Below are 19,211 nucleotides of genomic sequence, written 5' to 3' on the forward strand. Positions count from 1 at the left end.
CCAACGGCCGCCTGCACCTGGGCCACCTCGCGGGCCCGTACGTCCGGGCCGACATGCTGGTGCGCGCGCTGCGCAGCATGGGCCGCGACGCCCGCTACATCACCGGCACCGACGACCACCAGTCCTACGTCGCCGCCGCCGCGCGCCTGCGCGGTACGACCCCGGCCGACGTGGCCACGGCCGAAGGCGACGCCATCGTGGCGACCCTGCGCGCGGCCGGCGTCGGCTGCGACCGGCTCACGCGCCCGGCCGCGGACCCGGGGCACGCCGACCGGATCCGGGAGCTGCTCGCGCGGGTGGCCTCCTCGCCCGCGGTCGCGGAGGAGGAGCGGGAGACGGCCTACTGCCCGGCCTGCGACCTGTCACTGCACCAGGCGTTCGCGCGCGGATGCTGCGCGCACTGCGGCGCGTCCAGCGACGGGGAGATCTGCGAGGCGTGCGGCCGGCCCAACGAGGCCCGGGAGCTCACCGGCCTCCAGTGCCGGATCTGCGGCACCCCGGCCGTCACCCGCCCGGAGCGGGCGCTGTGGCTGGACCTCAACGCCTACGCGGAGGAGCTGCGGGAGTACCTGCGGCTCTCGTACACCTCGCCCGACCTGCAGGCTCTGGTGGAGCGGCTGCTGGAGGAGGGGCTGCCCCCGTACCGGCTCGCGCGGTCCGGCGAGTGGGGCGTCGCCCTGGAGGAGGGCCAGGCCGTCGATGCCTGGGCGGACCTCGCGCTCACCTTCCTGGACGCCGCCCGAGCCGAGTCCGAGCAGGGGGGCCCGGCGAGGATCGCGCTCTTCCTCGGCTACGACAACAGCTTCTACTACGCGGTGCTGCTGCCGGTCCTGGCCTTCGCCGCCGGACTCGCCGACCACCTGCCCGCCGCGTTCGTCACCAACCAGTTCCTGCACCTGGAGGACGAGAAGTTCTCCACCAGCCGGGGCCACGCGGTCTGGGCCGACGACGCCCTCGCCGAGGCGGGACCGGACGCCGTGCGCCTGGCCCTGCTGCGCATCGCCCCGGAGGGACGCGTGACGCGGATCTCCTCGGAGCGCGCCGGCCGACTCACCGAGGACCCGCTGTACCGCGGTGCCCAGGAGTGGCTGGGCGGCTTCGCGGCGCTGGCCGAGCAGGGCGGCGGCCTGGTGCCGGGCACCGGCGCCTGGACGGACGCGCACCGCGAGTTCTACCGGTACCTCAACCTGGCCACCCGCCAATTCGACGGCCTGCTGCTGCCGGAGTCGTTCAGCGCGCGTGGCTACGTCGACCTGCTGGAGTCGTTCGTCAAACGCTCCGCCGAGTTCCGGGCCACGGAGGAGCCGCTGCGCACGCTCCCGTCACTGGCGGAGGAGGCGCGCACCAGCCTGGCCCTGGAGTACCTGGCGGCCAAGGTGTTCGCCGCGCTGGCCTGGCCGGTCACCCCCGAGCTGTCCCAGCGGATCTGGGACTGGCTGGGGCTGCCCGCACAACCGGTTCGCGAGGCCGACTGGTCCTTCCTGCCGTCCGGCACCCGCTGCGTGTCGCCCGCGCCCGGCCTTCGGACAGCGGCCGTCCCCGCTGCGAGCGGGCGCTCGTGAGCCAGGCCGGCACGGCGGCGTCCCCGCGCGGCGGGGACGTACCCGCCGGCGCGGACGTCGTGGTGGTGGGCGCCGGGATCACCGGCGCCGCCGTCGCGCACCACCTGGCACGCCGGGGCGCGTCCGTCGTCGTGTTCGAGCAGTCGGGTCAGCCGGGTGCCGGGGCCACCGGCCGCTCCGGCGGCATGGTGCGCGCCTACGACCCCGACCCGGCGATCGCGGAGCTGGCGTTGCCGAGCCTGGCCGCCTACCGGGATCCCGGGCGCTGGGCGTCGGGGCGGGCTCCGCTGCACGCGGTCGGCGCGGTGACCGTGGCCGACCCCGCCCGGGAGCCCGCCCTCCGGGAGGCCGCCGGGCGGATCAACGGCGCGCTGCGCGCCTCGGCGCACGTGGTGGCGGGGCGCGCCGAGGCGGCGGGGGTACGCCTGGCCGGGGGCGTCGCCCTGGTCGAGCCGGAGGCGGGCTGGGTGGCGCCGACGGAGGTCACGGCGGACTGGCTGGAGCAGGCGGGCGCCGACGGTGCCGCCGTCCACTGCGGCGTGCGCGTACGCGCGGTGGAGGCACGCGACGGACGCCCGGCGGTGGTCACGGACGCGGGCGTGATCCGTGCCGGGGCCGTCGTCGCGGCGGCCGGGCCCTGGGCGGCCGACCCGGCGCCCGGGTTGCGGCCGGCCTCGCCGGTCCGGTCACGGTCGATCCAGGTGAGCATCGTCGAGCGCCGCCCGCCCGCTCCCTCCCACGCGACCTTCGTCGACCTGCGCACCGGGCTGTACGCCAAGCCGGTCGGCTCGGACCGGACGCTGATCGGCATGCCGCACCTCGTCTGGGACTCCCCGTTCGACGCGCGGCCGGACCCCGCGCACGCGCGGGCCACCGTTTCCGCGCTCACCGCCCATTTCCCGTGGCTCACGACGGCGCCGCACCTCAGCACGGTCCGCGGCGCGGACGCCTACGGCCCGCCGGGGGGCGGGGGGCCGGCGTCCGGGCTGCTGGAGGGCACGGGCGTGCCGCACGTGTGGTCCGTGCGGGGCTGGAACGGCGGCGGCGTCAAGACGGCGCCGGAGGCCGGCCGCCGCATCGCCGACGCGGTCCTGGCCGACGCCTGCTCCGATGTCGCCTGACGGCCGCCGCCCGGCGGCGCCGACACCCTGTCAACTCCCTCCACACCGAAGCGAGATGTTCCATGCCGGACGCAGCCGCTCCACGCTTCCACGTCGGGCGCGTGGACGCGTCCAGTTTCGAGACGGTCCTGCCGCTCATCGCCGCGTACCAGAGGTTCTACGGTCGCGAGGCCGACGAGTCACTGAACCGGCGGTTCTTCGGCGAGCTGCTGGGAGACAACCCCCACGGGCTCCAGCTGGTCGCCCGCAGGGGGCCGCACGCCATCGGCTTCGCCACCCTCTACTGGGTGCGCGTCTCCAGCAGGGCCGCCACCGTGGCCCTCCTCAACGACCTGTACGTCCATCCCGACCACCGGGGCGGTCGGGAAGCGGGCGTCGGAACGGCGCTGCTGCGCGCGGCCGCGCGCGAGGCGGGCGACCGGGGCCTCCCCGGGCTCGCCTGGGAGACCGCGCCCGACAACCTCGCGGCGCGGGCGCTGTACGACCGCTTCCTGCGCGAGGCCGCGGAGCCCTCGGAGCCCGCAGCGCCCTCGACCTGGATCCACTACTCATACTCGCTTTCCACCAAGGGGGAACAGTGATCCGCCGCCACGATGTGTTGGGCATAGGCTTCGGTCCGGCCAACCTGGCTCTGGCCATCGTCCTTGAGGAAGAGGGCTACGACCTCGACGTGCGCTTCCTGGAGGCCAGGCCGGGCCCGTCCTGGCAGAGCGCCATGATGCTCGACGGGTCGGACATCCAGAACCACCCCGTGCGCGACCTGGTGTCGCTGCGCAACCCGCGTAGTCGCTACAGCTTCATCAACTACCTCTTCGAGAACGGGCGACTGCTCGAACACCTCAACGTCCCGATGGAGTTCCCGCTGCGCAAGGAGTACGCGCAGTACGTCACCTGGACCACCAACCACTTCAGCCGGCTGGTCGACTACGGCGTGCACGTCACCGGCGTCTCCCTCGGCCGCGACGCCGAGGGCGTACCGCTCTACACCGTCACCACCTCCACCGGCGACACCCACCAGGCGCGCACCCTCGTGATCGGCACCGGGCGTGCCCCGTTCATCCCGGAGCCGTTCGATGCCGTGGACTCCCCCCGCGTCTTCCACCTGACGCGCTACCTGCCGGCCCTCCAGCAGCTGGAGGAGCTGGGCGTGGCCGGACCGGGCGACCGGTCGCCGCGCGCGGTGACGGTCATCGGGGGCAGCCAGAGCGCGGTCGAGCTCACCCTCGACCTCGCGCGGCGCTTTCCCCGCGCCAAGGTGACCACCCTCGTGCGCTCGCTGACGCTCCGCGAGAAGGACACCAGCCCGTTCAGCGAGGAGGGGTACTTCCCCGGCTTCACCGACTACTACTACCGCGCCTCCCGTGAACGCAAGGACGGCATCGACGCGTTCATGCGGCTGACGAACTACTCGTCGGCCGACGGCGACGTGCTGCGCGAGCTGTACCGGCTCATCTACGAGCAGCGCCTGGACGGCGACCAGCGGGTGTTCGTCAGCGGCAGCCGCCAGGTGCGCGGCCTCGATGTCCGCGAGGACGGCGTCCGGCTCGGTGTGGAGGAGCTGAACACCGGGGAGTCCGAGGAGCATGAGGCCGACTTCGTCGTCCTGGCCACGGGATTCCGCGATCTCGGCCCGGCCGCCCACCAGGAGCGCGTCCCCGCTCTCATGCGCGGCATCGCCGACGACTTCGCCTTCGACGACCACGGCTACTTATCCGTCGGCCAGGACTACGAAGTGCAGCCGATGGGCCCCGACACGCCCGCGCTCTTCCTCAACGGCCTGTGCGAGTCCAGCCATGGCATCGGTGACGCCGGTTCCTTCAGCCTGCTGTCGCTCAGAGCCGAGGTCATCGCGCGGAGCCTCAGGAAGCGTCTTCCGTAATGGAGCCGGCAGGCACCTCCGCCCCCGTCGCGGCGGGCGCGCCGCGCGGACGGGGGACGGACACCGGCGACCGAACGGCGCGTGGGCCGGAGCTGGAGATCGCCGCCCACGTCTCCCGTGGTGTGCTCGGCGCCGGCATGCTGCTCATGCCTCCCGTCGTCGCGGCCCTGACGGGCGGGCACAGTCTCCTCATCTGGTCTGTCCACATCCTGATCGGCGGATCGGTCAGCCTCATGCTGGCCGAGCTGGTCCGCGCGAGGGTGCGGTCGACATCGTTGGCGGGCGCCGTCGGGGCCCTGCTGGGCACGCGGGCGGAACGGGTGGTGGACGGCGCCTTCGCCATCGCCTTCACCGCCGGGCAGGCGGCGATCGCCTGGTTCGCCGCGACCTGCCTGCTGGCAGCCGCCGACGGTTCGCTGCCGCGGCCGGGCGCGGACGGTCTGCTGCTCGCCCTCGGCGTGCTCACGGTGGCCGTGCTGGCGGCGCTCAGTCCGCTCACGCTCCCGCCCGCGGTGCTCCGGCTGCGTCTGTGGTTCGCCGGGGCCCTGGCGCTGGCCTGCGCCGCATCGGGCTGGCCCGCCGCACCCGCGGCGGGCTCGCCCACCCCGCTGGTGCCGCTGGGACTTACTCCGGACGGTTATCAATGGCTGGCCCTCGCCGGGTTGTTCTTCGCCGGTGTCGGCTGGGAAGCGGTCACCGGCGTCGTCCCCGCCACCGCCGCCGGGCCGAGGCGCACCGCCGCGGGCGTGGCCCTGGGAGTGGCCTGCGTGGCCGCCGTCTACCTGGGACTGGCCGCGGTCCAGCGGCTGGCCACCGGCGCGACGGCCGCACAGGACCCGGTCTCGGCACCGATGCGCTGGGTGCTCGCCGGGGCGACGGCCGCCGTGCTGACCTCCTACTGCTTCACCAACGTGCGCACCGCCGCCCGGATCGCCGCGCGGCTGCACCCCCGCGGGCGGCGCACCGCCGAACGAGGCCCCGCCAACGCCGTCATCGTGGCCATCGGCGCCGCTTGCTGCGCCTTCGCCTGGGTGGGGACCCGGGACGGCGCCGTCCCCCTGCTGCTGCTGGGGCCGGCCGCGGCCGCGCTGATCGGCTACGCCCTGGCCGCCTCCGCCGCCGTGCGTCACGGCGGGCCGCTGCTGCGGTGCGCCGGGGTCTCGGTCCTGCTCGTGCTGGTGGGCCTGGCGGTCCCCGCCGTGCCGTTCCTGCTCGGTGCCTGAGTGAGGGGTCCCCGGCCCGCACCGCCCGCCTTCTCCTTCCCTACGGCTTCCCGTTCCCGCCACGTCTCCGAGGACACCTCATGATCGCCACCACCATCGAATCCGAAGTCCGCAGCTACTCCAGGAACTGGCCCGTGGTATTCCACCAGGGCCGCGGCAGCCGCATGGTCGACCGCGACGGCCGCGTCTACCTGGACTTCTTCGCCGGCGCCGGCGCCCTGAACTACGGTCACAACCACCCCGTGCTCAAACGGGCGCTGCTCGACTACCTGGAGCAGGACGGGGTCACCCACAGCCTGGACATGCTGACCACCGCCAAGGAGGACTTCCTCACCGAGTTCGCGGCGCGGGTGCTCGACCCCCGCCAACTGGACTACCGGGTGCAGTTCCCCGGTCCCACCGGGACCAACAGCGTGGAGGCCGCGCTCAAGCTGGCCCGCAAGGTGACCGGGCGCCAGACGGTCGTCGCCTTCACCGGCGCCTTCCATGGCATGTCGCTGGGTTCCCTGGCCGTCACCGGGAGCGCCGCCAAGCGCGCGGGCGCCGGCGTCCCGCTCGGACACACCTGGCGCATCCCCTACGACGGGTTCGGCGCAGGCCAGGTGTCCGGGCTGAAGCTGCTGGACGGCATGCTCGCCGACAGCAGCAGCGGCGTGGACCTCCCCGCGGCCGTCATCGTGGAGACGGTGCAGGGCGAGGGCGGCGTGAACCCGGCCGGCCCGGGGTGGCTCGCCGACCTCGCGGAGCTGTGCCGGCGCCGAGGCATCCTCCTGATCATCGACGACATCCAGATGGGCTGCGGCCGGACCGGGCCCTTCTTCAGCTTCGAGGCAGCCGGGATCACCCCGGACATCGTCTGCCTGTCCAAGTCCATCAGCGGATACGGCCTGCCGATGTCCCTCACGCTCTTCCGCACCGAGCTGGACGTCTGGCAACCGGGCGAGCACAACGGCACGTTCCGCGGCAACAACCCGGCCTTCGTGACGGCGGCCGCCGCCCTGCGGGAGTTCTGGGCGGACGGCACCCTGGAGAAGCAGACCGAGGAGCGGGGTCCCCTGTTCGAGGAGAGCCTGGGCGAACTCGCCGACCGGCACGCGGCGCACGTGGCGGCCCGGCGTGGTCGTGGCCTGGTGTGGGGGCTGGCCTTCCGGGAGCCGCGGACGGCCCAGCGGGTCGCTGACGCGGCATTCGCCCGCGGGCTCCTGGTGGAGACGGCGGGCTCCGGCGACGAGGTGGTGAAGCTCATGCCGTCCCTGACCGCCACGGACGAGGAACTGGCCGAGGGGCTCGGCATCCTGCGGGAGTCGGTGGCCTCGGCCGTGGGCGGCTGAGCGCGCACCCGGAGCGGGCGGAGCGGGCGGCCCCGGTCCCGGGGGCCGGCGGTCAGCGCTCCGGTGCCGGGGCCGCCTCGTCAGCGACGGCCACGGCCCGCCCGGCCGGGCCGCGTCCGGTGAACCAGTGCGTGCGCACCGCGTCCGTCGGCCGCGGCTCGCCGAGCGCGTCCAGGCCCCAGGCGGCCAGGGCGTCGACGACGTGGCGCAGCGCCTGCCCGCGCGGGGTGAGCCGGTACGCCACCGCGTTCGCGGGCCGCTCCAGGCGGTGGCGCTCGACCAAGCCCTCGCTCTCCAGCTGCCTGAGCCGGGTGGCGAGGATGTCGGTGGAGACGCCCGGGAGATCGGCGTGCAGGTCGGTGTAGCGCTGCGGGCCCCGCAGCAGCTCACGGACGATCAGCAGACTCCAGCGCTCCCCCACCGCGTCCAGCGCTCGGGCGACGGCGCAGTACTGGTCGTAGCTTCGGCGTGGCATGGGGGCCAGCATAGCGAAACGGTTGGACTTTCCAAGTAGGTACTTGGTAGAACGAAGCAGCCGCGGTGGCGCGGGCCACGGCGACGGTCGGGAGGCCGCAGATGGAGTTTCGGCAGTCCAGCAAGCTGAAGGACGTGTGCTACGAGATCCGTGGCCCGGTGGTCGACCAGGCCAACGCCCTGGAGGAGGCCGGGCACAGCGTGCTGCGGCTGAACACCGGCAACCCGGCGCCGTTCGGCTTCGAGGCGCCGGAGGAGATCCTCCAGGACATCGTCCGCAACCTGCCCCACGCCCACGGCTACAGCGACGCCCGGGGCATCCTGCCCGCCCGGCGCGCGGTGATGCAGTACTACCAGCAGCGCGGCGTCGCGGGCGTGGCGGTCGACGACGTCTACCTCGGCAACGGCGCCTCCGAGCTGATCCAGATGGCCGTGCAGGCGCTGGTGGACGACGGCGACGAAGTGCTGGTACCCGCCCCCGACTTCCCGCTGTGGACGGCCGTGGTCCGCTTCGCCGGCGGCCGGGTCGCGCACTACGTGTGCGACGAGGACGCGGACTGGTACCCCGACCTCGACGACATCGCCTCGAAGATCACCGACCGCACCAAGGCCATCGTCGTCATCAACCCCAACAACCCGACCGGCGCCGTCTACTCCAGGGAGCTCCTCGCGGGCATCCTCGAACTCGCCCGCCGACACGGCCTCATGGTGTTCGCGGACGAGATCTACGACAAGATCCTCTACGACGGTGCCGAGCACCACTGCCTGGCCGCGCTCAGCGAGGACGTGCTGACGCTCACCTTCAACGGCCTCTCCAAGGCGTACCGCGTGGCCGGTTTCCGCAGCGGCTGGCTGGTCGTCTCCGGGCCGAAGAGGCAGGCCAGGGACTATCTGGAGGGCCTGACCATGCTGGCCGGGATGCGGCTGTGCCCGAACGTGCCGGCGCAGTACGCCGTCCAGGCCGCGCTCGGCGGCCGCCAGTCGATCCACGACCTCACCCTGCCCACCGGCCGGCTCACCGAGCAGCGCGACGTCGCCTGGCGGGCGCTGAACGACATCCCGGGCGTGAGCTGCGTCAAACCCAAGGGCGCGCTGTACGCCTTCGCCAGGCTCGACCCGAACGTGCACAAGATCGTCGACGACGAGCGGTTCGTGCTGGACCTGCTGCTGCGCGAGAAGATCCACATCGTCCAGGGCACCGGCTTCAACTGGCCCCACCCGGACCACTTCCGGCTCGTCACCCTCCCCCGCGCCGACGACCTGGAGACCGCGATCAACCGCATCGGCCGCTTCCTCGCCACCTACCGCCAATAACCCATAGGCGAGCCGCGATACCATTCCGGAGGTCACCTCATGAATGCGCCCGGCGACCACGCGAGGCCGGCCACATCATTTCGTGATCCGTACTTCTCTTCATCGTGCTGTGACGCGTGCGCTACGCCTGAATCACCCCTGTAACGACGCACTGCTATGCCATGCCGCGGACGGCTCCGCGCCGTCGTGGCCGCATGGGACGACATTCGACCGGAGGAGTTCCGTTGAACCGTCAGAGCCACCGCCCGCCCGCCGTGGTCGTCATGAGCGACCTGGCAGCATTAGCCCGCCAGCACCGCCTGATCACCGATATCGCGGAACGCGGATTGGCGCCGCTGGTCATCGTCGGACCGTCGACCGACCTGGCGAGACTGACCGGGCACATCGAGGACGGCACGCACCCGCTGTCCCGGATCGCGGCCGTCCGCCGGCTCCCGGGCCCCGCGATCGACAGCGTGCTGGCGTCGGTGCAGGACTGGATCACGGACTTCGACGTGCGCGGTGTGATCTGCAGCGGCGAGGTCTTCGTCGATCCGGCCGCGGTCCTGGCCGAGGCGCTGGCCCTGCCGAGTCCCGGCACCTGGGCGGCACGCGTGTGCCGGAACAAGGTCATGCAGCGCGTCATCCTGCGCGACCACGGCCCCTCGTGGCGCGCCTTCGCCCCCCACGAGCGGGACACCGCGGCGTCCGACGTGTACCCGTGCGTCGTCAAGCCGGCGGGGCGGATGTTCAGCTCGGGCGTCATCCGGGTCTCGGACGACGCGGAGCTGCGCGCCGCGCTGGGCGCCTACGAGCCGGACGAGACGATTCTGGTGGAGGAACTGGTCACCGGGCCGGAGTTCTCGGTCGAGGCCCTGGTCCACCGCGGCGAGGTGATGTGGAGCGGCGTCACCGCCAAACTCACCAACGAGGACAGCGGCCCGTATTTCACCGAGATCGGCCATACCAGTCCCGCCAAGCTGCCGTTTCCGCAGTCGGACACGCTCATCGCGGCGAATTCCGCCATTCTGAAGGCCCTGAAATTCGACAGCGGCATCACCCACGCGGAGTTCCGGCTGCGCGACGGGCAGCCGGTGCTGATGGAGGTGGCCGCCCGCCTCCCGGGCGACGCGATCACCATGCTGTGGCACCTCGCCACCGGCCGACCCCTCGAACCGGCCATCGTCGACCTCGCCCTCGGCGTGAAGCCGGAGTACCCGGCACCGACCCGGCGAGCCGTGCAGCGCTTCGTGGAGCACCGGCCGGGCCGGCTGACGGATGTGCGGTGCGCGGGGCAGAGCGTGTCGTGGATCGCGGACGACGGCTACTGGCCGACCGCGACGCCGTCCGACACCAAGGCCCCGGCCCGGTGCGCGTCGGTCATGGTCGGACTCCCGCGCGGCGCCAGGCTCGGGCTCCTGCACGACTCGTCCGGGCGCTCGGCGTCCGTGGTCGTCGACCTCCCCTGGGAGGCGGACCCCGACCGCGAGGTAGGCATCTACGCGGACCAGGTCGAGTTGGTGATCGACGCGGAGACCGCCGGATCCCTGGCTCACTGACTCCGTCGACGCCGTCTCGGGGTGTCCGTCAGCCGCGGCACGGTATCGCGGCTGACGGACGCGCTGCCCGAGCCCCCGGCGCCATCGAAAACATGTCAGTACCGCGACCTAGGGTCACGGCATGACCCACAGAGATCCTGCCGCGTTCGACGAGGCGTGGGGCCGCTTCGTGTCCTGGCTGTCCGTGCACGCGCCCGCTGACCACGCGGCTCTGCGACCGCCTGCCACCGCCGGAGAGATCGCGACGCTCGAAGCACACCTCGGGGTCCCCCTCCACCCGCAGCTGAGAGCACTTCTGGAGCGCCACAACGGTGTCGCCGAACTCCGGCCCACCCCGGAGCGTGGCACATTCCAGGCCGGTGCCTTTCTGCCGCTGGGACACCGGCTCGATCACACCGACCGCATCGCCGAGACACACAGGATGTTGGTGGACTTCGGGGAGCAGAACATCGCCTCGGGGCTGTGGGAGGAGGACGATCTCAACGGTCACGCTCACCAGTGGGTGCCGTTCGCGCACCCCAATGACGGCGGAGTCGCCTTCATCGACCATCGCCCCGGCCCGACCTACGGGCGCGTCTACGAGATGGGCATCGGCTCGGGTGCCGTCGACGGCACCGAGTGGGCATCCGATCTGGCCGAGCTGTTCGGCAGCCTGGCCGACTCGCTGGAAGCCGGAACTCCCTTCTCGCACTTCTGGCCGGTGACCCACGAGCATCCCTCGGGGCGGTTCTACCTCACGTGGGACATGGAAACCTGAGCAAGCGCCTTCGGGCGGCTCTCCGCGGAAAGCGGCTCCGATCCCCATGCCGGCTGGCCCGCAAGGTCACCGCAAGGTCGGCGAGCAGGCCGCGACGCCATGGTGAGGACATCCGGGCCGACCGACCCGGCACAGCCGACCGCGTCCAGCGGGGGGAACCCGCGGCGGCACCGGAAGACGAGGTCGCTCGACCACCGTCCCGCTCTGGCGCACCGAAACCCACGGAGGAAACAGCATGTGGCCAGCCTTCTCCTTACGGCGCGACCGCCCCGACACGACCAAGGCGTCGGCCGCACGGCCGATGCCCGCCACGCGCAGACGGTCCCGATTCCTGTCGATGGCCATGGCTGTGGCGCTCATGTCCGCCGTCGCCGCGGTGATCGCCCCCACGCCCGCCCAGGCGGCCGAACCCACCCGCTTCGAGCTCGTGAACTCCCACACCGGATTGCGGGCCGACGTCATGGGGGCGTCAGCCGAACCGCACACCGGCGTCTTCCTGTGGCCGGACAACGCCAGCACGTCACAGGAGTACGAATTGCTCGACAGCGGGAACGGATACTTCCGGATCAAGGCCCGGCACTCCGGCCAGTGCCTCATGCTCGACTGGCGTGCGGGGTTCTACGACAACGGCACGCCGATCATCCAGTACCCGTCCTGCGGCGCCGGCTACGCGCCGGCCGAATGGTCCATCAGCTGGGCGCAGCCGAGTTGCACGACTCCGTGCTTCGCCACCACCATGCTGATCCGGAACCGCGCCACCGGAATGTGCCTGGACGTCGCAGCTCCCTCCGGTGTACCCGGCCAGCAGTCCCCCTTGCAGCAGTGGTCCTGCATCGCGAAGGACAACGAGTGGAATACCGGGAACCAGAGTTGGACCCTGAAACAACTCAACAATCTCCCCATCATCCACTGAACCGCTCATAGCGCTGAGGGGGCCGTCGGCTTGCCGACGGCCCCCTTGCCGCTGCGCTGCTCGGCATGCTGCCGACGGGCGGCGACGCCTCCCCTCCGACGTCGTGCCACCCGAGCGCCCGGCCGTCGCCGTTCCCCCGGCGATGAGTTCGGGTCAGGGCGTGAGGAGTTCCTCGAACGCCGTCACCCGCGTCCCGTAGCGGGTTCTTGAGTTCTCCAGGATGGCCGCCTCCAGGACGTGGAGCCTCACGTCCGCGACGTCACGGGGTGAGGTGATGCCGGACGCGTTCTCGTAGTTCCAGACGACGGCGTCGAGGAAGACCGGTGCCTCCAGCCGCCATCCGCGGAGCAGGATCACTTGGGAGATCGCCGGATAGGGCGTGTGGACCGGCTGGGCGAGCCAGCCGCGTAACGCGTCCTCCGGGACGCTGGAATCCACGCCGGCCGTGCCCAGCGCCTGGATGATGGCGGGGGCGAGGGGCGGCGCGTTCCGGTCCGGGTCCTGCGTGACGAGCTCACCGTAGAGGCGCACCGCGTCAACGAGTGTCGCCCGCGCGTCACCTGTTCTTCCCTCGTGGTCGAGGTCCTGCGCGGCCGCGAAGAGCTCCTGGACGCGTTCGACCGATGTCGCCGGTGCGGCGGCGTCACCCTCGTCCCCCCGGGAGACGTGCACGGAACCGATCGCCGCGGGCACGGCGACCGCGACCAGGGCGACCAGCATGGCGCGTCGGCGGGGCCGCCTGGGTCGCTTCCGGCCCGGTGATGTGCCGGTCGCGTCCGCACCGCCGCGCCCGGACGGCACCTCGGGGCTCTCACCGGCCGGTGCGGGAAGGGCGGGCTCGCGCTGGGCCGCTGCGGATGTCGGGGTCAAGTCCCCGCGCAGGACCGCCTGGTGCAGGGCACGGAGCTCGGGACCGGGGTCGGTGCCCAGCTCGTCGGCCAGCCGTCGCCGGACGGCGGAGTAGCGGTCGAGGGCTTCGGCACCCCGCCCCACCGCGTGCAGCGCCCGCATGAGCAGGGCTTCCAGGGGCTCGGCCAGCGGATACTCGGTGACAAGATCGGGCACCGTGGTGATCACCGCCGCGGGATGGCCGAGCCGGAGCTCGATCTCCGCCCACTGCACCACCGCGTCCAACCGCCGCTGGTGCCACCTGTCCCGGACCTGCGCGGCCCATTCCCCCGAGAGACCGGCCAGGGGCGCTCCCCGCCACAGGCCCAGAGCCTCGGCGAGCACGGCGGCCCGAGCCTCGTCGCCCACCTGCCGGTCACCGCCCCGCTCGATCAGGCGCCGGAACCGGAGCAGATCCACCAGGTCCGGGTCGACGTCCAGCACATAGCCAGCGTGCCGGCGCTCGATCCGCGCCGCCGTCCCGCCGCCGGGAGAGGCCGGCTGTCTCAGCAGCCCCCGGATCCTGCTCAGGTGCGAATACAGCACCGCTCGGGGATTGGCGGGCGGGGCCTGATCCCAGACCCGGTCGACGAGAGTCTCGATCGCGACGGGTCGTCGAGCCTCGACGACCAGCACGGCCAGCACCGCCTGCTGCCGCGGCGTCCCCACGTCGAGCAGTCGGCCCCCCGACCGCACTTGCATCTCGCCGAACAGCCGGAATTCCACAGGTCCCCCCCGAAACGGTCAACAGTGCGTGAAACATCCCCGGTCCCCGGTCCCCATGCTGGCCGGTCCGCAAGGTCACCGCAAGGCCGGCGGTGCCCCGCGGTGGAGGGCGTTCCCGTCCCCATGGGGTTGACGGCGTTCAGCCGTCGAGCGGCCGGTAGTCGAACCAGTCGAAGTGGACGGTGCCGGCCGCGGCGTACATGCCGATCACCCGGCCGGTGAAGCCGCCGGCGGTCTCGGTGGACAGGTACCGGCCATCGAGCGTGGCGAGTGCGACGAACGTGCCGTCCGGCTCCTCGAAGCCGATGGCGAGGGAGTCGGGACCGGTGCGCGCGTCGTTCACCGCCTCGGTGGCGGCCACCTCGATCCCGAGGACCAGGGGCCCGGCGGGGGCCGGGCGGGACGCCACCACCGTGCGCAGCGGGCCGACGCGCGCGAGCACGCGCACCTCGCCGGACGCCGCCTCGATGTCGTAGTGGTGGCGCTCGTCGAGGCGAACCGCCAGGCCGCCTCGTCCTTCGGCCGGGTCGATCAGGGCGCGGACCCGGCAGGACAGGTGCTGCTGGCGCCGGCCGAGGAACGTCACGTCGGACGCGTCGAGCGAACTCCCTCCGGCCCGCAGCGTGAGCCAGCCGGCCCGCTCCTTGGTGGTGCAGTTCTCCGCGACGCGGTGACGTGGCGAGATCCAGCGTGGGGCCAGGTCGCTGAGGTCGAAGTCGTCGCGGACCGGCGGTGCGGCGCCGGGCCGGAGGGGCCATGGCGGTGCGGGCATCTCAGCCGGGAGCCCGCCCACGACCGGCCAGCCATCGACCCAGGTCACCGGCGCCAGGAAGGTCTCGCGTCCCAGGACGTGCCAGCCGGGGGTGCCCCCGCGTGCCCGCACCCCCAGCAGCAGCATCCACCAGGAACGATCGGGCCCCTGCACCAGGTCCGCGTGGCCGGTGTTCTGGATGGGGTGGTCGGTGCCGCGGTGGGTGAGGATCGGGTTGGCCGGGCATGGCTCGAAGGGGCCGGCGGGTGTGCGGCCGCGGGCGATGGAGACACCGTGGCCCCGTTCGGTACCCCCTCGGCGATCAGGAGGTACCAGTAGTCGCCGATGCGGTACAGGTGGGGTGCTTCCGGCGCCTTGGCACCGGCGGTGCCGGACCAGAGCCGGCGTGGCGGGCCGAACGCCCTCCCGGTGCGCGGATCGATGCGGATCTGTTCGATCCCGGCCGTGGTGCACCAGCAGTTCCCGTCCTCGTCCCAGGCGAGATCGGGGTCGATGCCCTTGACGCCGGGCAGCCGGATCGGGTCGGACCACGGGCCGGCCGAGTCGATGGCGGTGGCGTTCTTCAGGTACGAGTACACCGTCGGGGTCGCCGGGGACGGGGTGAAGCCCTGGTAGGACAGGTCGACCGTGGCGGCGTTGTCCGGATCCTTGTTGATGAGCATCACGTTCACGGCGCCGTCGGCCGTGCGGACGGCGTGGGCGGACACCAGCGGCGTCGAACTCCCGGTCCGGACCAGGGTGTCGCCGGGCGAGCCCAGTTCGCCGATCATCCGGGTGCCGTGGTACGGCGGGAACGGGGTGTTCAGCGGCGGCTCGCACGCGGCTCCGCTGGAGAGGATGCCGCCGTCGTCGTAGTCGGTGGCGCCCTCGACCTCGGTGATGTTGCCGCAGTCGGTGCCGTTGTGCAGGTTCCACCAGTCGAGGGTGAACGCGCCCTGCTCCAGCCACGTCAGGTACTCGTCCGGGGTGAACAGCCCGCTGGGGGACGTGTTCTTGTAGGCGGTGGCGGCGGCCTCGGTCACGGCGATGCCGACGTTGCCGGCGTTGTCCCCGGCGTACCGGTCGATCAGCGAGCGGAGCGCGGCGGCCATGCCGGGGATCTCGGTCTGGGGCGCGTCCGGCAGGTCCTCCTGGCTGGTGGCGCACGGATAGTGGTGCACGATCACGAAGTCGATCATCGAGCCCGCGATGGACATGACGGTGTTGTTCCAGTCCATCGTGTCGCCGGGGCCGACGATGCCGTCCGGCCAGGACCCCGGGGTCGTCAGCACCGCGCCGATCTGGATCGTCGGGTCGACGGCCTTCATCGCCGCCGCGTACTCCACCACATAACTCGCGTATGTCGTCGGCGACTTGCTCGGGTGGTGGTCGGTCTCCCACTGGGCGCCGTAGTGGCCGTTGCCGTAGACCTCGTTGCCGATCTCGAAGTACCTGACCCCGTGGTCGTTGGTCACGTTCGCGTGCCGCACCCAGCCCGCGGCCTCCTCGGGCGTTCCCGAGCCGTAGTTCGCGGTGATGATCGGCTCCGCGCCCGCGGCGCGGACCGTGTCCATGTACGCGTCGAACTCCGTGTTGGGCGCGACGTAGCCGCCCTCGACGGTGTGCGTCTCCCAGTGGTAGCCGTCCGAGTAGCCGCCGCCCGCACCCCGCCGCCCGCGAGCTGTTCCCCGACCGGGACGACCAGATCCGCGCCTGCGTCTCGCGGCTGCGCGCCCTGGTCGGCACCGCGCCCGACGCCCCCGACCTGACCAACCTCGTCGGCGAGCTCCTCCTCAAGAGTCCCGACTTCGCCAAGCTCTGGGAACGCTACGAGGTGACCGGCCGCAAGCCCGTCCGGAAGACCTTCCGGCACCCCCACGTGGGCAGCCTCACCCTCACCGCCCAGTCGATGCAGCTGGATGGCACACCGGGCCAGCGCATCGCCGTGTACGTCGCCGAGCCCGGCACCCCCGAGTACGACGCCCTGCTCCTGCTCGACATGACCGCTCCCCCGCCGGACTCCCCCGCGCCGGCGGCGCACCCGGAGCAGCCCCGCACGCGGCCCTGACGCACGGCGGCACATCAGCACGCCAGCACGTCAACGAGTCCCCCGACGCGGCTCGGCCCCGCTCCGTGCGCCGTGCCCGGACGTGCGGTCATGGACGAGGGGGCGGGTCCGGTCGCCGACGACGACCGTCCCGCACTCCCGGTCCGCGTCTTCGGACGGCTACTTGATGCCGAGGATCTGCTCCAGCGGATCGATGGCGAAGTAGACGAGGAAGAGCGCCGCGGTGCCCCACAGCAGCCAGTGGACCTCACGGGCCTTGCCCATGACCGCCTTGATGATCACGTAGGAGATGAAGCCGGCGCCGATGCCGTTGGTGATGGAGTAGGTGAACGGCATCACGGTGATGGTCAGGAAGGCGGGGATGGCGAGTTCGTAGCGGTCCCAGTCGATGTGCTTGACCTGGGTCATCATCAGGAATCCGACCGCGACGAGGGCGGGGGCGGCGGCCTGGAGGGGGACGATGGTCAGCACAGGCGTGAGGAAGAGCGCGAGGGCGAACATGCCGCCCGTGATGAGGTTGGCGAAACCGGTGCGGGCGCCCTCGCCGACGCCGGCGGCGGATTCGATGTAGGTGGTGGCGGACGAGGACGAGGACGCCCCGCCGGCGACCGCGGCCGCGCCATCGATGAGCAGCACGCGGCCGAGGCCCGGGACCTGCCCGCGTTCGTCGAGGAGTCCGGCTTCCGCGGTGACGCCGACGACCGTGCCCATGGTGTCGAAGAAGTCGGACAGGATCAGGGTGAAGACGAGCAGGACGACGGTCAGGGCGCTGACCTGTCCGAAGGAGCCGAGGAGGTCGAAGTCGCCCAGCAGCCCGAAGTCCGGGGCGGCGACGGGCGTGTCAGGCAGCGAGGGGGAGGTCAGGCCCCAGGACTCGATGTCGGCGAACTCGTTGACGGCGACGGCGACGGCGGTCATCAGGACGATGCTGATGAGGATGGCGCCCCTGATCTTGCGGGCGAGGAGGACCATCGTCAGGAGCAGGCCGGAGCAGAAGACGACCATGGGCCAGCCGGTGAGGGTGCCGGTGCCGAGCTGGACGGGCACGGTGGTGTTCGCGGCATCCGGGATGCGGGTGACGAACCCGGCGTCCACGAAGCCGATGAAGGCGATGAACAGGCCGATGCCGACGCTGATGGCCTGCTTGAGCGGTTGGGGAATGGCGTGCATGACGGCCTCGCGCAGGCCGGTCATCACCAGGAGGCAGATCAGCAGGCCCTCGAGCACGATGAGGCCCATCGCGTCGTCCCAGCTCATCAGGGGCGCGACCTGAACGGCTACGATGACGTTGATGCCGAGGCCCGCGGCCAGGGCGAGCGGGAGGTTGCCGCCCAATCCCATGATCAGCGTCATGATCGCGGCCACCAAGGCCGTGGCGGTCGCCAGTTGCGCGGCATCCAATTGCTGGCCGAACTTGTCCTCGGCGCTTCCGAGGATGATCGGGTTCAGCACGAGGATGTACGCCATCGTGAAGAAAGTGGCGAATCCGCCGCGTATCTCCCGGCCGAAGGTGGAGCCGCGGTCGCTGATGCGGAAGAAGCGGTCGAGCGGACCGCCGGTTCCTCTCGGCGGCGTGACGACCGGGCTTGCCGTTCTGGTCTGCATGACTGGGTCTCCTGGAGCCTACAGGTGTGAGCGAGGCGGGTGCGCTGCGGCCGGTTGCGTGTGACGGTAGTTACGCGTGCGCCCTGGGCACCTTGCGAGCGGATCATACGCGGCAGGGCGGAATTGCCAATTGCGCTGTGGCGGCCAGCAGTTGCCAGTCGCGCTCAACTCCTGTCGGTTCCTACAGAATCAGCATCGACATAACCCGCCAAACAGTGATGCAGGCGACAGCGGGCATGGAGTTGAACCGTATAACCCCCCTACTCTCTGCGCGTGCATCCACCGCTCCCTTTCAAGGCACGCGCTGCCCGCACCCTGCGCGAGCAACTCGGAATGGCTCCTGACCACATCGCGTACGGCATGCGCGCCTCTTACGGCATGACCCACATAACCGCCAACCACATCGCCGCATGGGAACGCGGCACCGCCCGGCCCACCGCCAACGAACTCGCGGCCCTGGCCGCCGCCCTGTGGTGCGCCCCCGGCGACCTCATGGGGCGTCCCCGGACGTTACTCGAACACCGCCTGGCCCGCGGAATCGCCGCCGAGGACCTCGCCCGCCTCATCGGCCTCACACTCGACGCCTATCGCCGCATGGAGGAGACCGGTCACTGGACCGGCGACGCGATACAGACCGCCAATCTCGGCAGCGTCCTCAGCCTCCCCCCGAGCGACTTCATCGCCATCACCGGCCTCCAGGACGAACTCGCCCGTCTGCTCACCGAGGCCGTCTCCACCCGCTGGCAGGCGCACATCCGCGCCATCGCCAAGCTCGTCTCCATGGAACGCGGTGAGCTGCAAGAACCCCTGCGGACCATGCATCAGGAGTACCAGAGCCTCATGGCGGCCACGCTCAGCCGAGCGGGCGGCACCACGGCGTCCGGAGAGGACGGACAGCGCTATATCGACAACATCGTCGGGCACTTCTGGGCCCGGCTCGGGGAGGACTAGGGCCTGTCCGGCGAATCCTCGCGGGCTCCCGCACGCGGCCGGGGCCCGCGCCGAAGGGCCCCGGCGCCGGACGGCCGCGCACCAGCCCGCGCGTAGTCCTGGACGACGGG

14 protein-coding genes and 2 pseudogenes are annotated in these 19,211 nt (G+C 72.0%); 12 read left to right on the plus strand and 4 right to left on the minus strand.

The window, feature by feature from the left end:
- The 6 genes from ADY01_RS11585 to ectB all read left to right on the plus strand — a co-directional run.
- Positions 1-1,562, plus strand: a 1,562-nt coding sequence (locus ADY01_RS11585) for a class I tRNA ligase family protein (protein WP_049570245.1), incomplete at its 5' end; no start/stop codon positions are given.
- On the plus strand, positions 1,559-2,683 hold the full coding sequence (locus ADY01_RS11590; protein ID WP_063784195.1) for an NAD(P)/FAD-dependent oxidoreductase: 1,125 nt from the start codon (positions 1,559-1,561) through the stop codon (positions 2,681-2,683). The genes ADY01_RS11585 and ADY01_RS11590, both read left to right, overlap by 4 nt.
- A 62-nt stretch (positions 2,684-2,745) precedes the next feature.
- Positions 2,746-3,264 carry a GNAT family N-acetyltransferase gene (locus ADY01_RS11595; RefSeq protein WP_049570249.1) on the plus strand — a complete coding sequence of 173 codons (519 nt, stop codon included), beginning with the start codon at positions 2,746-2,748 and terminating at the stop codon, positions 3,262-3,264.
- Positions 3,261-4,562: a lysine N(6)-hydroxylase/L-ornithine N(5)-oxygenase family protein gene (locus tag ADY01_RS11600; protein WP_049570252.1), complete on the plus strand. Its 1,302-nt coding sequence runs from the start codon at positions 3,261-3,263 to the stop codon at positions 4,560-4,562. The genes ADY01_RS11595 and ADY01_RS11600 overlap by 4 nt, the downstream gene beginning before the upstream one ends.
- Positions 4,562-5,785, plus strand: coding sequence for an amino acid:polyamine antiporter (locus ADY01_RS11605; protein ID WP_234320182.1), 1,224 nt, complete (start codon positions 4,562-4,564; stop codon positions 5,783-5,785). The genes ADY01_RS11600 and ADY01_RS11605 overlap by 1 nt, the downstream gene beginning before the upstream one ends.
- Positions 5,786-5,865: 80 nt before the next feature.
- On the plus strand, positions 5,866-7,116 hold the full coding sequence (gene ectB / locus ADY01_RS11610; RefSeq protein WP_049570255.1) for a diaminobutyrate--2-oxoglutarate transaminase: 1,251 nt from the start codon (positions 5,866-5,868) through the stop codon (positions 7,114-7,116).
- 52 nt (positions 7,117-7,168) lie between these two features.
- On the opposite strand, the gene ADY01_RS11615 is transcribed toward ectB, so the two are convergent.
- The gene (locus ADY01_RS11615) at positions 7,169-7,591 is read right to left on the minus strand and encodes a winged helix-turn-helix transcriptional regulator (RefSeq protein ID WP_049570291.1); all 423 of its coding nucleotides are present in this window, start codon (positions 7,589-7,591) and stop codon (positions 7,169-7,171) included.
- A 101-nt stretch (positions 7,592-7,692) separates the two neighbouring features.
- On the opposite strand from ADY01_RS11615, the gene ADY01_RS11620 reads away from it, so the two are divergent.
- From ADY01_RS11620 to ADY01_RS11635, 4 genes are all read left to right on the plus strand, one after another.
- The gene (locus ADY01_RS11620) at positions 7,693-8,904 is read left to right on the plus strand and encodes a pyridoxal phosphate-dependent aminotransferase (RefSeq protein WP_049570293.1); all 1,212 of its coding nucleotides are present in this window, start codon (positions 7,693-7,695) and stop codon (positions 8,902-8,904) included.
- 224 nt (positions 8,905-9,128) lie between these two features.
- Entirely contained in the window at positions 9,129-10,442 is a 1,314-nt protein-coding gene (locus ADY01_RS11625) for an ATP-grasp domain-containing protein (protein WP_049570256.1), read from the plus strand.
- Positions 10,443-10,563: 121 nt separating this feature from the next.
- Positions 10,564-11,199 carry an SMI1/KNR4 family protein gene (locus tag ADY01_RS11630; protein WP_049570259.1) on the plus strand — a complete coding sequence of 212 codons (636 nt, stop codon included), beginning with the start codon at positions 10,564-10,566 and terminating at the stop codon, positions 11,197-11,199.
- A gap of 343 nt (positions 11,200-11,542) precedes the next feature.
- A complete protein-coding gene (locus ADY01_RS11635; protein ID WP_159001143.1) occupies positions 11,543-12,112 on the plus strand; it encodes an RICIN domain-containing protein in 570 nt (189 codons plus the stop codon).
- Between the two features lie 153 nt (positions 12,113-12,265).
- Here the strand turns inward: ADY01_RS11635 and ADY01_RS11640 are convergent, their stop codons facing one another.
- Together ADY01_RS11640 and ADY01_RS11645 are read right to left on the minus strand one after the other, a co-directional pair.
- Complete coding sequence (locus ADY01_RS11640) at positions 12,266-13,726, minus strand: AfsR/SARP family transcriptional regulator (RefSeq protein ID WP_049570266.1); 1,461 nt, start codon at positions 13,724-13,726, stop codon at positions 12,266-12,268.
- Positions 13,727-13,865: 139 nt separating this feature from the next.
- Positions 13,866-15,052: pseudogene (locus ADY01_RS11645) on the minus strand (family 43 glycosylhydrolase); the annotation flags it as partial.
- A gap of 1,088 nt (positions 15,053-16,140) precedes the next feature.
- On the opposite strand from ADY01_RS11645, the pseudogene ADY01_RS11655 reads away from it, so the two are divergent.
- A pseudogene (locus tag ADY01_RS11655) lies at positions 16,141-16,545 on the plus strand (transcriptional regulator); the annotation flags it as partial.
- Positions 16,546-16,704: 159 nt separating this feature from the next.
- Here the strand turns inward: ADY01_RS11655 and ADY01_RS11660 are convergent.
- Complete coding sequence (locus ADY01_RS11660; protein WP_049570267.1) at positions 16,705-18,150, minus strand: NCS2 family permease; 1,446 nt, start codon at positions 18,148-18,150, stop codon at positions 16,705-16,707.
- Between the two features lie 333 nt (positions 18,151-18,483).
- Between ADY01_RS11660 and ADY01_RS11665 the strand changes: the two genes are divergently transcribed.
- On the plus strand, positions 18,484-19,101 hold the full coding sequence (locus ADY01_RS11665; RefSeq protein ID WP_049570269.1) for a helix-turn-helix domain-containing protein: 618 nt from the start codon (positions 18,484-18,486) through the stop codon (positions 19,099-19,101).
- Positions 19,102-19,211 lie beyond the last annotated feature (110 nt).

The organism is Streptomyces sp. SBT349, from assembly GCF_001083795.1.
Classification (GTDB): domain Bacteria; phylum Actinomycetota; class Actinomycetes; order Streptomycetales; family Streptomycetaceae; genus Streptomyces.

Coding starts and splice junctions, on each gene's coding strand:
- ADY01_RS11605 (WP_234320182.1), top strand. CDS start 4,562: ATGGAGCCGGCAGGCACCTCCGCCCCCGTCGCGGCGGGCGCGCCGCGC.
- ADY01_RS11660 (WP_049570267.1), bottom strand. CDS start 18,150: ATGCAGACCAGAACGGCAAGCCCGGTCGTCACGCCGCCGAGAGGAACC.
- ADY01_RS11635 (WP_159001143.1), top strand. CDS start 11,543: ATGGCTGTGGCGCTCATGTCCGCCGTCGCCGCGGTGATCGCCCCCACG.
- ectB (WP_049570255.1), top strand. CDS start 5,866: ATGATCGCCACCACCATCGAATCCGAAGTCCGCAGCTACTCCAGGAAC.
- ADY01_RS11595 (WP_049570249.1), top strand. CDS start 2,746: ATGCCGGACGCAGCCGCTCCACGCTTCCACGTCGGGCGCGTGGACGCG.
- ADY01_RS11620 (WP_049570293.1), top strand. CDS start 7,693: ATGGAGTTTCGGCAGTCCAGCAAGCTGAAGGACGTGTGCTACGAGATC.
- ADY01_RS11615 (WP_049570291.1), bottom strand. CDS start 7,591: ATGCCACGCCGAAGCTACGACCAGTACTGCGCCGTCGCCCGAGCGCTG.
- ADY01_RS11665 (WP_049570269.1), top strand. CDS start 18,484: ATGGCTCCTGACCACATCGCGTACGGCATGCGCGCCTCTTACGGCATG.
- ADY01_RS11630 (WP_049570259.1), top strand. CDS start 10,564: ATGACCCACAGAGATCCTGCCGCGTTCGACGAGGCGTGGGGCCGCTTC.